We start from the raw sequence: 11,885 nt of genomic DNA on the forward strand, positions 1-11,885 counted from the left end.
GGGGTCGATGACGTCGTCGACCAGGCCGCGTTCGGCCGCGTAGTAGGGGTGCATCAGCTCGGACTTGTACTCCTTGACCATGCGGGCCCGCATGGCCTCGGGGTCCTCGGCCTCGGCGATCTGGCGGCGGAAGATGACGTTGGCGGCGCCCTCGGCGCCCATCACGGCGATCTCGTTGGTCGGCCAGGCGTAGGTGAGGTCCGCCCCGATGGACTGGCTGTCCATGACGATGTAGGCACCTCCGTACGCCTTGCGCAGGATCAGGGAGATCCGGGGCACGGTCGCGTTGCAGTAGGCGTACAGCAGCTTCGCGCCGTGGCGGATGATTCCACCGTGCTCCTGGTCGACGCCGGGCAGGAAGCCGGGGACGTCCAGAAGAGTGATGATCGGGATGTTGAAGGCGTCGCACATCTGCACGAAGCGGGCGGCCTTCTCACTGGCCTCGATGTCCAGCACACCGGCCAGGGTCTGCGGCTGGTTGGCGACGATCCCGACGACCTGCCCGTCGAGTCGCGCGAGGGCGCAGATGATGTTGCGCGCCCACCGCTCGTGGACCTCGAGGTACTCGCCGTCGTCGACGATCTCCTCGATCACCTTCGTCATGTCGTACGGGCGGTTGCCGTCCGCCGGGACCAGGTCGAGCAGGACGTCCGAGCGGCGGTCGGCCGGGTCGGTGCACTCCACTCGCGGCGGGTTCTCGCGGTTGTTCTGCGGCAGGAGGGAGAGGAGGTAGCGGACCTCCGCGATGCAGGTCTCCTCGTCGTCGTAGGCGAAGTGGCACACACCGGAGGTCTCGGCGTGCACGTCGGCGCCGCCCAGGCCGTTCTGGGTGATCTCCTCACCGGTGACGGCCTTGACCACGTCCGGGCCGGTGATGAACATCTGCGAGGTCTCACGGACCATGAACACGAAGTCCGTCAGCGCCGGGCTGTAGGCGGCGCCGCCCGCGCACGGACCGAGCATCACACTGATCTGCGGGATGACGCCGGAGGCCCTGGTGTTGCGCTGGAAGATGCCGCCGTAGCCGGCCAGCGCCGAGACACCCTCCTGGATCCGGGCGCCCGCGCCGTCGTTCAGCGACACCAGCGGCGCACCGGCCGCGATGGCCATGTCCATGATCTTGTGGATCTTCGTGGCGTGGGCCTCGCCCAGCGCACCGCCGAAGATACGGAAGTCATGGGCGTAGACGAAGACCGTACGGCCCTCCACCGTGCCCCAGCCGGTGATGACACCGTCGGTGTACGGCTTCTTCGCCTCCAGGCCGAAACCGGTCGCCCGGTGCCGGCGCAACTGCTCGACCTCCTGGAAGGACCCCGCGTCCAGGAGCAGCTCGATACGCTCCCGGGCGGTCAGCTTGCCCTTGGCGTGCTGCGCCTGGGTCGCCTTCTCGCTCGGCCCGGCCAACGCCTGCGCACGGATCTCGTGCAGCTCGGCCACGCGCCCGCGCGCGTCCGCGGGCTCCACGCTCGGCTCACCCGTCGTCTCTTCCAAAACGGTCATGTAGTGACCTTACGAAGCCCGCCAAGGAAACCGAGACGTCGACTCCGTACAGTCTCCGACGCGTTTTCCTGGTACCCCTGAACAGAACCCGGGGGGCGTGCAGGCATTCCGACTGCTCAGAGGGCGTGGCCGTTGTGGGGGTCGCACAAAGCTCCACGGCGAGACACAGTTCACATCCCTCGGCGTGGCGCGCCGCCCGGACGGGTGACGGGACGAGCCCAGCCCGCCCCGGGCCGGGCTGCGGAGGCGACTGGAACGAGCCGTCGACGACACGGCCCCGATGATGTTGAACATTGAACGGAATAGGTCTAGGGTCACTCCCGTTGAGGTAGTTAAACATTCAACATCATCGGTCTCGCATCGATCCGTCCCCCAAGGAGCACGTCATGGGCATCTTCGGCCGCAAGAACACCACCGAGCCCGTCGAGTCCCCCGCCGCCACCGCCGTGAACCCGGAACTCGCCGCCCTGACCGGCGACTACACGATCGACGCCGCCCACTCGACGATCGGCTTCGTCGCCCGGCACGCGATGGTCACCAACGTCAAGGGCAAGTTCAACGACTTCACCGGCTCCCTGCACCTGGACGGCACCGACCCGTCGAAGTCCACCGCCACCATCGACGTCACGATGGACAGCATCGACACCGGGTCCGCCGACCGTGACGGCCACCTGAAGAGCTCCGACTTCTTCAAGATCGAGGAGTTCCCGGAGATGACCTTCCGCTCCACCAGCGCGGAGGCGCTCGGCGGCGACGACTACCGCATCACCGGCGACCTGACCATCCTCGGCGTCACCAAGCCGCTCACCATCGATCTGGAGTTCAACGGTTCCGCCAAGGACCCGTTCGGCAACGAGCGCGTCGGCTTCGAGGGCAAGGCGGAGATCCTGCGCTCCGAGTGGGGTCTGACCTGGAACGCGGCGCTGGAGACGGGCGGTGTCCTGGTCTCCGACAAGATCAAGCTGAACTTCGACATCTCGGCGATCAAGAACGCCTGACGCCGGGCCGACGCCACGGTCCCGCGCCTCGCTCGTTGACCAGGGCGCCCCTGCCGGCACGGCCGGGGATCCCCCACACAGGAGGCGCCATGAGCACCAGGACAGGGCCACAGCACTACCCGGGCGCGAACCGCGACCACTGGTACCAGGACGACTTCGACGGCGCCCGCATGGAGGTCAACGTCGTCGTCCTGCACACCACGGAGGGCCGCTCCCTCCCCGACTACGGGGGCGGCGCCTCCGCGCCCAACCTGACGGCGGTCCCCGACCTCGCCGCCAAGAAGCTGAAGTGGTACCAGCACTTCGACATCGACATCTCCTCGCGGGCCCTCGTCAACAGGCCCGGCGGCGTCGAGACGAACACCCTGAACGTCTGCCAGGCCGAACTGGCCGGCACCTGCGACCCCGCGCTCCACACCAAGTGGCAGCAGAGCGGCAAGGCACACGTCTACTGGCCGAAGGCCCCGGACTGGGCCCTGCTCGGCGTCGCCCGTTTCCTGTCCTGGATGCACACCCAGCACGGCGTCCCCCTGCGCGGCCCGGCCCTGTGGCCGCCGTACCCGAAGTCCGCCGGGAACGGCGCCGGCCAGCGGATGAGCGGGGCCCGGTGGAACGACTTCCGGGGAGTGTGCGGACACATGCACGTGCCGGAGAACGCGCACGGGGATCCGGGAGCGATCGACTTCGAGAGGCTGATGGAGTTCGCGAAGGAGGCCGCGAAAGGCTGACAGCCCCTCATGGACGGCCGGCCGCGGCCTCCAGCCTGGCCACGACAGCCGCGACGTGCACCGCTCGCCGATGCGGGGACCGGGCCCGGAGCACACCCAGCATCGCGAGGTACCGGTCGGTCCGGCCGAGCCCCTCGAAGACCGCCCTGGCCCGCGGACTGCGTTCCAGGGCGGCCAGGAGGTCCTCGGGGACGGTGGCGTCCTGCTGGGACGCGTACGCCGCCGCCCACCGCCCGTCGGCCCGCGCCGCCGCCACCTCCGCGAGACCACCGGGCCGCATCCGGCCGGCGGCGGTGAGCTCCTCGACCCGCCGCACATTGACCGCCGACCAGAGGCTGCCCGGCCTGCGCGGTGTGATCCGCTGCAGGAAGAACGAGCCGTCGAGTCCCTTGCGCTGTCCGGTGATCCAGCCGTGGCACAGCGCCATGTCGTTCACCTCGGCAGCCGTCACGGAGGTCGTTGCGGCCCCCTTCTTGGCCACCCTGACCCAGAGGCCCGGGTGAGGAGCGGGGTGGGCGCTGAGCCAGGCGTCGAGGGCGAGGGCGGAGGGGAAGGGGAGGGAGACCGGGGGGATGGGGTCGTCTGCTGCGGTCATGGGGGCACCATAGGAGCGGTATAGGCCGGAGACTGTCCTGACGGCGGGCTGCCGGCCGGGCGGACCGGGGACGGGGGCGGGCTGGTGTCCGACGGGGACTACTTCGACTTCCGGGACGGTGTGTTCCTCGGTCCGGTCACCGGTGCGGCACGCGGGGCGCCGTGGGGCGGCGCGGTGTCCAACCTGCTGGGCGCGCCGGCCGTGTTCACCGGCCGGGACCAGGAGAGCGACCAGCTGCTGGGCGTGCTCGATCCGGGCGGCGGTGGCCATGTCGCCGTCTCCTCCCTCGCGGGACTGGGCGGGGTCGGCAAGACCGCCCTCGCCCTGCACGTGGCGCACACGGCACGGCAACGGGGGTGGTTTCCCGGCGGGGCGCTCTTCGTCGACATGCGGGGGTACGACGAGGTCCCGGCTACGGCCGATCACGCAGTGCTGTCGTTGCTGCGGACTCTGGCCGGACCGGGACAGTTGGACACCGGCGACGACCTGTACGGGCGGTACCGTGCCGAACTCGCCCGCCGCGAACCGGTGTTGATCGTGCTCGACAACGTCTGCGACCCGGCGCAGGTCACGCCACTGCTGCCCGGGGAGGGCACCGGCCACCGGGTCCTGATCACCTCGCGGGACGTCCAGGACTCCCTGCCGGTACGGCAGTTCACGATCGGAGCGCTGGAGCCCGAGGACGCCTGTCTGCTGGTGGACCGATCCCTGCGTCAGCACGATCCCGGGGACCGGCGGGCCACCGACGAACCGGACGCGGTGCGTGAACTGGCCGAGCTGTGCGGGCACCTGCCCCTCGCCCTGCTGATCGCGGCGGCGCTGCTACGACGCCGTAGGCCGCGCCCGGTCACCACGCTGACCGCGGAGCTGCGGGCCGCGGCCGACCGGGTGCGGACGCTGCGGTTCGGGGATCTCGCGGTACGGCCGGTGTTCGACGTGATGTACCGGCGGCTGGAGCCGGAAGCGGCGCGCGTGCTGCGGGCGTTGGCGCATGCTCCGACTCCGGACGTGTGGGTGGGGTCGGCGGTCGCGCTCACCGGTATGGGGCAGGAGGAGCTGAGCCCCCTTCTGGAGGACCTGGTCGCCGCGTCGCTCCTGACGACGGCTCCCGGTGGGGCGTACTGGCGGATGCACGACCTCGTCCAGCTGTACGTGCGCAACGTCTCGGCCGAGGACCCGGGCACGGCAAGGGAGGCCGACGGCGCCCGGGAACGGCTCATGTCCTTCTCCGGGCTCGCCGTGCTGTCCGCCGTCGAACACCTCCGCCCCCATGCACCGGACACCGGGCCCGACCTGTTCGAAGGCAACTACCAGCATGCGCTGAGCTGGCTCGATCTGGAGCGACAGACCCTCATCGGTCTGACGCAGTGGACGGACACGGACCCGCCGGGGCTGGCGGAGAAAGCCATGACACTGGCGCTCGCCCTCCAGCCGTATCTGCAACTGCGCCGGTCCTTCGACGACTGGCTGAAGGTGGTGGTGGCCGCGCTCCGCACCGCCCAGCGCCTCGGCGACCACGGAGCCACGGCGGCGGCGGGCCAGTCGCTCGCGGTGTGCCTGAACGGCCTCGGCCGGGGCGAGGAGGCCGTCGGTCTTCTGCGGTTGGCGCAACGGGCGTTCGCCGTGCTGGGGAAGCAGAACGCCGAAGGGAGATGCTGGGGCGACCTCGGAGCCGTGCTGCACAGCCTGGGCCGGTACGCGGAGGCGCTCGACGCACAGGAGCAGAGCCTGCGTCTCTTCGGCGCGCTGGGTGATCGCCGCCGCGCCGCCATGACGCTGACCAACCGGGGCGCCACGCTCGGCGCTCTCGGCCGTCTCGACGAGGCCCATGAGGCTGTGACCCAGGCACTGGGCATCCACGTCGACGCGGGCGACAAACCCGCGGAGGCGCCCACGCGAGGGATCCTGGGCACGCTCCGGATGACGGCCGGCCGTGCCGAGGAGGCCGCCGACGAGTACCGGCACGCCGCACGACTCTACGGAGACCTCGGCGACTGGCACGGCGCTGCGGCATCGTGTCTGAGCCTGGGTCACGTCCTCCGTTCCCTGGGCCGCGACGAGGAGGCCGCGGAAGCCTTCGAGGCGGCGGCCGAGGTCTACCACCACGCCGGCGCCGCGAGCGAGGCAGCCGAGGCCCGGCACGAGGCCGAAAGTCCTGGACACGGATCGGGCCGCTGACCCAGGATCCTTGGCATGATCCGAGACGCCACGAAGGACGACATCCCCGAGATCCGCGCGATGATCCGCGAACTCGCCGACTACGAACGGGCCGTCGAGCAGGCGCGGGCCACGGAGGAGCAGCTTCGGGAGGCGTTGTTCGGGGAGCGGCCCGCGGCGTACGCGATGATCGCGGAGGATGACGCGAGCGGGGAGGTCGTGGGGTACGCGCTGTGGTTTCCGCTGTTCTCGACGTGGACCGGCACTCGGGGCATGCATCTCGAGGATCTGTACGTGCGACCGCGGGCCCGGGGTGCGGGGTACGGCAAGGCGTTGCTCGCCGCGCTCGCCGCGATCTGTACGCGGAGCGGGTACGAGCGGTTCGAGTGGTGGGTGCTGGAGTGGAACCGGCCGACGATCGACTTCTACAAGTCCCTCGGGGTGGAGCTGCTGGACGAGTGGAAGGTGTGCCGGCTGAGCGGCGGGCCTCTCGAGGAGCTTGCCGCGCAGGCGCCGGTGGTCGGGTAACGGGCCTGCGGACAGGCGGCGTTCGAGTTCGCCGGGATCGGTGAGGCGGGCGAGGGGGCGTCCGTCGCCGTGGTGGTCGATGTGCTGCGGGCCGACCGCTTTCCCTCCGCCCTGGCGGCCGACCCGGTGGGCTCCTGGGAGTTCCCGGAAGACCTCGCGCCCGCTCGTCGCGACGGAGCCTGGCTGAATCGCACCCCTTGTGTGAAGGCTTGGGGCGTTCTCATAATCCAGCAACAGATTTGACCTGCCCATGCCAGCAAATGGGCTTTTCTTGGTGGCCACTGTTGTCATGGGCGCGTCAATCAACCCCGTCCCCCCACGGAAGGCAGCACGGTGAAGAGACTCCTCACGGCGCTCAAGAGATTCGCGGTCGTCGGCGCCGCCGCCCTCGCGATCGTCAGCCTTCAGCCCCTCTCGGCCGCGCAGGCCGCCCCCTCGCCCGTCGTCGGCGGAACCCGCGCCGCGCAGGGCGAGTTCCCGTTCATGGTCCGGCTCTCCATGGGCTGTGGCGGCGCGCTGTACACCCAGCAGATCGTGCTCACGGCCGCCCACTGCGTGGGCTCGACCGGCCCCAACACCAGCATCACCGCCACCGCCGGCGTCGTGGACCTGCAGTCCACCTCCGGCCGCGTCCAGGTCCGCTCCACGTACGTGTACCGGGCCCCCGGCTACAACGGCGACGGCAAGGACTGGGCGCTCATCAAGCTCGCGCAGCCCATCAACCTGCCGACGCTGAAGATCGCCACCACCACGCAGTACAACACCGGCACCTTCACCGTCGCCGGCTGGGGCGCGGCCACCGAGGGCGGCTCCCAGCAGCGCTACCTGCTCAAGGCCACCGTGCCGTTCGTCAGCGACGCCACCTGCCGTTCCTACAGCGGCTACAGCGGCCTGATCGCCGCCGAGGAGATCTGCGCCGGTTACGCCGCCGGCGGCGTCGACACCTGCCAGGGCGACTCCGGCGGCCCGATGTTCCGCCGCGACGCCAACAACGCCTGGATCCAGGTCGGCATCGTCAGCTGGGGCATCGGCTGCGCCCGGCCCAACGCGCCCGGCGTCTACACCGAGGTCTCCACGTTCGCCTCGGCCATCGCCTCGGCAGCGGCCTCCCTCTGACGCACGGCGACGCACACCGCTGACATCGAGGCACGTCGACGTACACCGGCACGCATCTCGCCTCTCACAGCAGTTCGTACGACGTTCCACGGGCCCGGCGCGCACCGCGCCGGGCCCGTTCCCGTGTCCGCAGGTCCGGGGCCGGACTCAGAAACCTCCGCCGAAGTCCCCGCCGCCGCCGAAGTCCCCTCCCCCGCCGCCGAAGTCGCCGAAGCTGCCGGTGTCGAAGTCCGCGCCGGACACGTCGCCGCCCTCGTAGCCGCCGCCGAAGTCGCCGTAGCCGCTGCCGTAGTCGGCGGCGTAGGAGGGGGTGGCCATCATGCTGCCGAGGAGGGTGCCGACGAGAAGGCCGGGCAGGATGCCGCCACCGAAGTAGCCGCCCGCCCAGGGGCCGTAGGCCGGGCCCGCCTCCCAGTACGGGCGGCGGCCGTAGTCGGTGTCGACCTCGCGCATGACCGGGTCGCGGCCGTCCGCCAGCCGCGTCCGGTCCGCCGCACAGACCGGGACCTCGCGCGGGGCCCCGCCGGGCGGCTCCCAGGTGGCGTCGGCGACCGAGGGGCCGTGGCGCGGGTCGAAGAAGCAGGGCGGGCGGCGCTCGGGCAGCGGCTTGCCCGCCCTGCGGGCCGCGAGCCGGGCCAGGGAGAACCGGCCGTCCTCCAGGGCCTGGGTGACGGCGCGCACGTCCTCCGGTTTCATCGCGGCCGCCATCGACGACTTGGCCTGCTCGTAGGCGTCCAGGGCGCGCTCGTAGTCGGCGCGCATGGCGTCGTCGGCGCCCGGCTCGGACGGGTGGAAGTCGAGGCGGTCCAGCTCCTCGCCGAAGGCCGTGATGTCCTCGTCCACGACGACCCGAAGCCGTTCGAGGGCGGCCCGCTGCTCCTCCACGTGCCGCCGGCGGTTGCGCCGCACGAGGGTGTACGCGCCCGCGCCGCCGGCCACCAGGACCGCGCCCGCCGTGATCAGCCCGGTGTACGAGACCCCGCCGGTGCCGTCCGAGGAGCTCCAGCTCGCGGGAGCCGAGCCGCCCATGTTGGCCAGGGCACGGTCGGTGAAGTCGTCCAGCTGGGCGCGGGCGTCGGTCTCGCCCCGGACGCTGGTGACGAGGTTGCGCACGGCCGCGTTCGGCAGGACCACGGAGTCGGCGCGGGCGTCGAAGCGGTCGCCCAGGCGGATGGCGTACAGGCCGGTCACGCCGGTGGCGGTGCGCAGGTCGGTGAAGAGGTTCACGGTCGGATGGCCGGCCGGGAGGACCGCGACGAAGACGGGCTTGTCGGCGGCCTCGATCTTCTTCCGCAGCGCGTTCGCGTCCGCCTGCGAGAGGATCCCGGACGCCTCCGGGTCGACGTAGACGGGGCTCTCCCGCAGGGCTTCGGCGATCGTCGACACACTGCTGTCCGCCGACGCGCGCGAGGCGCCCGCCGACAGCAGGGTCAGGGCGGCGAGCGCGAGCGCGAGGAGCAGTCCGGCGAAGACTCGGGCCGATGATGCGACCTTCATACTTCGACGCTACCCGAATTGGACCAAATTAGGGCATTCGATGGACCCCTCTCTACCCGGCTTCTCTCTATCGGGCCTCCCCGCTACCCGGCCCTCTCTCTACCCGGCCTTCCGATATGCCTCCGTCAGCCTGCGCACCGCCTCTTCGTACCGTCCGGTCAGCAGCAGGTGGTCGGCGGCGGCGAAGGGGCCGGCGACGGCCGCCGTGATGTGCCCGCCGATCCTCCGCTGGACGAGCAGCCGCGCCTCGGTGACCGCGGCCCGGCCCGCCTCGTCTTCGCCCGCCCGTTCGGCCGCCGCGGCCGCGACGCCGAGGGTGTGCAGCGTGCCCGCGCCGCCCGACGGGACCGCCGTCAGCGTGGTCAGGCCCCAGCCGTACGGGAACTGCGGGTCGTACGACGTGTCGCCGACGTTGATCGGCAGCTGGGCCTCGGATCTCGGCCAGGTGACGGGGAGCTGCCCGGTGAAGGGCAGCCGGCCGAAGAGGACGTCGGCGACGCCGTCGCCCTCGGTGCCCGGGAGCCAGGACGCGACCAGGGCGTCGATGGCGTCGAGCCGGTCGCCGACGAGCTGGGGGCGCCCGGAGACGATCAGCACCGCGCACTTCATCGCGGCGCACACCTTGTCGACGGCGGCCCGGTCGGCGGCGGAGAGCTCCAGGTCGTGGCCGTTGCCGACGTCTCCCACGCCCTCGGTGTACGGGGTCTCCGCGACGACGACCACGCCGACGTCGTGGCCGGCCGTGGGCGCGGAGGCGTCCGGGGAGTACGTGACCTCGCCGCCGGCCTGGCGCAGGCCCTCCAGGATCGTCGTGCCGGGGGTGATGTCTCCGGACGAGCCCTGCCAGGTGATCGTCCAGCCGCCGGTCTGGTTGCCCATGTCGTCGGCGCCCGAGCCGGTGACGTAGAGCTTCTGCGACGTCCTCAGGGGCAGGACGCCGCCCGCGTTCTTCAGGAGCACCTGGGACTCGGCGGCCGCCCGGCGGGCGACGGCACGATGGTCGGCGGAGCCGATCCGGGAGGCGCCGGAGGTGTCGGCGTACGGCTGCTCGAAGAGGCCGAGCCGGAACTTCTGGGTGAGGATGCGGGAGACGGCGTCGTCGACGCGCCGCTCGCTGACGCGGCCCGCGCGCACCTCGTCGACGAGGGTCGCGCGGAAGCGCTTGTAGGCGTACGGGACCATGATCATGTCGAGTCCGGCGTTGACCGACGTGCGGACGTCGGAGGCGTGGTCGCCGGGGAGCTGGTCGATGGCGGCCCAGTCGCTGATCACGAAACCGTCGAAGCCCATACGGCCCTTGAGCACGCCGTTGATCATGTCGGCGCGGGCGTGCATCCTGACCGGGCCCTGTCCGTCGCCGGCGAGGTCGAGCGAGGAGAAGGAGGGCATGACGGTCCCGACGCCCCGGTCGACTGCTTCCTGGTACGGCGCCAGGTGGACGGTCTCCAGCTGCTGCCGGGTGACCTCGGTGACGCCCTGGTCGATGGTGTAGCTGCCGGTGGTGGAGGAGCCGTACCCGGTGCCGCCGTCGCCGACGAAGTGCTTGGCGGTGGCGAGGACCTTGTCGCCGTCCTTGAGGTCCCTGCCGTCGCGGGCGCCCTGGAGGCCCTGGACGACCGTCTCCATCGACTGGACGAGGGCGGGGTCCTCGCCGAAGGACTCGTAGGAGCGGCCCCAGCGTTCGTCGCGGGTGACGCAGAGGCAGGGGGCGAAGTCCCAGGGGATGCCGGTGGCGCGGACCTCGGCGGCGGTCACCGCGCCCGTGTCGTGGGCGAGTCGGGGGTCGCGGCTCGCGCCGATGCCGATGTTGTGCGGCATGACCGTGGCGCCGGCCAGGTTGTTGTGGCCGTGGACGGCGTCGACGCCGTAGATCAGCGGGATCTGGAACCGGGTGGCCCGCGCCCGGAGCTGGAAGGCGTCGATCATCTTCGCCCACGCCTCGGGGGTGTTGGGCGTCGGGGCCGAGCCGCCGCCGGAGAGGAGCGAGCCGAGGCCGTACGCGGCGATGTCGCCGGGTGCGGTGAGCGCTTCGCGCTCGGCCTGGGTCATCTGGCCGGCCTTCTCCTCCAGGGACATGCGGGAGAGCAGATCGGCGACGCGCTGGTGCACGGGCAACCCGCTGTCGAGGTACGGCAGTCGGTGGGCGTCGACGACGACCTGCGGGGTCTCGGCCGGGGGCTTGGCGCCGGTGACGGTCAGCTCGAGGGGGATGGTCTCGGCGGTTTCGGCGGCCTCGTCCCCGAGGGTGGGGATCTCCAGGGTGCGGGAGGCGCCGGAGGCGGTGCCCGCCGGGAAGGTGAGGGTGCCGGTGATCGGCGTGTAGTCCCTGCCGGGCTCGGCGGTGCCGCCCGTCGTCCGGTACGCGACGGTCACGGGGGCGTCGGTCGGGACGGAGCCGGTGGTGGCGAGGGTGAGCCGCACGGTCGCCGTGCCGCCCTCGACCACCGGGTACACGGCGGAGTCGGTCGTGACGGTGGCCCGGCGGGACCGGTCGGCCCTGCCGTACAACTCGACGCCGTCCATGGCGAAGTCGCCGCCCGCCCCGGCCGGGAGCCTGACGGCGTAGCCGGCGGATCCGGTGGCCGGCGCCGGGTCGTCGGCGGCGCCGGCCGAGGACAGCGGCGACAGGGTGGCGAGCAGGGCCGCTGAGACGAGCAGGGCGGTTCTTCGCATGGGCCTTCCCTCGGCTCCCTGAATCACTGCCGAACCCTCACGGGTCACTCAGGACGTGGATCACGCCGTGAGTCAAATGACGGTCAGTTCATC

9 protein-coding genes are annotated in these 11,885 nt (G+C 71.5%); 5 read left to right on the forward strand and 4 right to left on the reverse strand.

Features of this window, described 5'->3' with window-relative positions; all coding sequences use genetic code 11:
- Positions 1-1,500: acyl-CoA carboxylase subunit beta (locus ACPT94_RS35050; RefSeq protein ID WP_425247703.1), on the reverse strand; the 1,500-nt coding region annotated here is incomplete at its 3' end.
- A 386-nt stretch (positions 1,501-1,886) separates the two neighbouring features.
- On the opposite strand from ACPT94_RS35050, the gene ACPT94_RS35055 reads away from it, so the two are divergent.
- A complete protein-coding gene (locus ACPT94_RS35055) occupies positions 1,887-2,498 on the forward strand; it encodes a YceI family protein (protein WP_360350959.1) in 612 nt (203 codons plus the stop codon).
- An 89-nt stretch (positions 2,499-2,587) separates the two neighbouring features.
- Positions 2,588-3,226 carry a hypothetical protein gene (locus tag ACPT94_RS35060; protein ID WP_360350962.1) on the forward strand — a complete coding sequence of 213 codons (639 nt, stop codon included), beginning with the start codon at positions 2,588-2,590 and terminating at the stop codon, positions 3,224-3,226.
- 7 nt (positions 3,227-3,233) lie between these two features.
- Here the strand turns inward: ACPT94_RS35060 and ACPT94_RS35065 are convergent, their stop codons facing one another.
- The gene (locus ACPT94_RS35065; protein ID WP_425247704.1) at positions 3,234-3,821 is read right to left on the reverse strand and encodes a YdeI/OmpD-associated family protein; all 588 of its coding nucleotides are present in this window, start codon (positions 3,819-3,821) and stop codon (positions 3,234-3,236) included.
- Positions 3,822-3,905: 84 nt separating this feature from the next.
- Here ACPT94_RS35065 and ACPT94_RS35070 point away from each other — a divergent pair, with 84 nt between their 5' ends.
- From ACPT94_RS35070 to ACPT94_RS35080, 3 genes are all read left to right on the forward strand, one after another.
- Positions 3,906-5,999: a tetratricopeptide repeat protein gene (locus tag ACPT94_RS35070; RefSeq protein ID WP_425247705.1), complete on the forward strand. Its 2,094-nt coding sequence runs from the start codon at positions 3,906-3,908 to the stop codon at positions 5,997-5,999.
- A 15-nt stretch (positions 6,000-6,014) separates the two neighbouring features.
- Positions 6,015-6,506, forward strand: coding sequence for a GNAT family N-acetyltransferase (locus ACPT94_RS35075; protein WP_360350967.1), 492 nt, complete (start codon positions 6,015-6,017; stop codon positions 6,504-6,506).
- Between the two features lie 333 nt (positions 6,507-6,839).
- Positions 6,840-7,622 carry a serine protease gene (locus ACPT94_RS35080; protein ID WP_360350970.1) on the forward strand — a complete coding sequence of 261 codons (783 nt, stop codon included), beginning with the start codon at positions 6,840-6,842 and terminating at the stop codon, positions 7,620-7,622.
- Positions 7,623-7,769: 147 nt separating this feature from the next.
- Here the strand turns inward: ACPT94_RS35080 and ACPT94_RS35085 are convergent, their stop codons facing one another.
- A complete protein-coding gene (locus ACPT94_RS35085) occupies positions 7,770-9,119 on the reverse strand; it encodes a hypothetical protein (protein WP_360350973.1) in 1,350 nt (449 codons plus the stop codon).
- Between the two features lie 99 nt (positions 9,120-9,218).
- The gene (locus ACPT94_RS35090; RefSeq protein WP_360350976.1) at positions 9,219-11,792 is read right to left on the reverse strand and encodes a glycoside hydrolase family 3 N-terminal domain-containing protein; all 2,574 of its coding nucleotides are present in this window, start codon (positions 11,790-11,792) and stop codon (positions 9,219-9,221) included.
- Between the last annotated feature and the right edge of the window lie 93 nt (positions 11,793-11,885).

Origin of the sequence: Streptomyces aurantiaciflavus (genome assembly GCF_049808595.1) — a bacterium.
Taxonomy (GTDB): domain Bacteria; phylum Actinomycetota; class Actinomycetes; order Streptomycetales; family Streptomycetaceae; genus Streptomyces.

What these genes read in the sequence shown, in the direction of transcription:
- ACPT94_RS35055 (WP_360350959.1), top strand. Translation starts at nt 1,887, where the DNA reads ATGGGCATCTTCGGCCGCAAGAACACCACCGAGCCCGTCGAGTCCCCC.
- ACPT94_RS35060 (WP_360350962.1), top strand. Translation starts at nt 2,588, where the DNA reads ATGAGCACCAGGACAGGGCCACAGCACTACCCGGGCGCGAACCGCGAC.
- ACPT94_RS35065 (WP_425247704.1), bottom strand. Translation starts at nt 3,821, where the DNA reads ATGACCGCAGCAGACGACCCCATCCCCCCGGTCTCCCTCCCCTTCCCC.
- ACPT94_RS35075 (WP_360350967.1), top strand. Translation starts at nt 6,015, where the DNA reads ATGATCCGAGACGCCACGAAGGACGACATCCCCGAGATCCGCGCGATG.
- ACPT94_RS35085 (WP_360350973.1), bottom strand. Translation starts at nt 9,119, where the DNA reads ATGAAGGTCGCATCATCGGCCCGAGTCTTCGCCGGACTGCTCCTCGCG.
- ACPT94_RS35090 (WP_360350976.1), bottom strand. Translation starts at nt 11,792, where the DNA reads ATGCGAAGAACCGCCCTGCTCGTCTCAGCGGCCCTGCTCGCCACCCTG.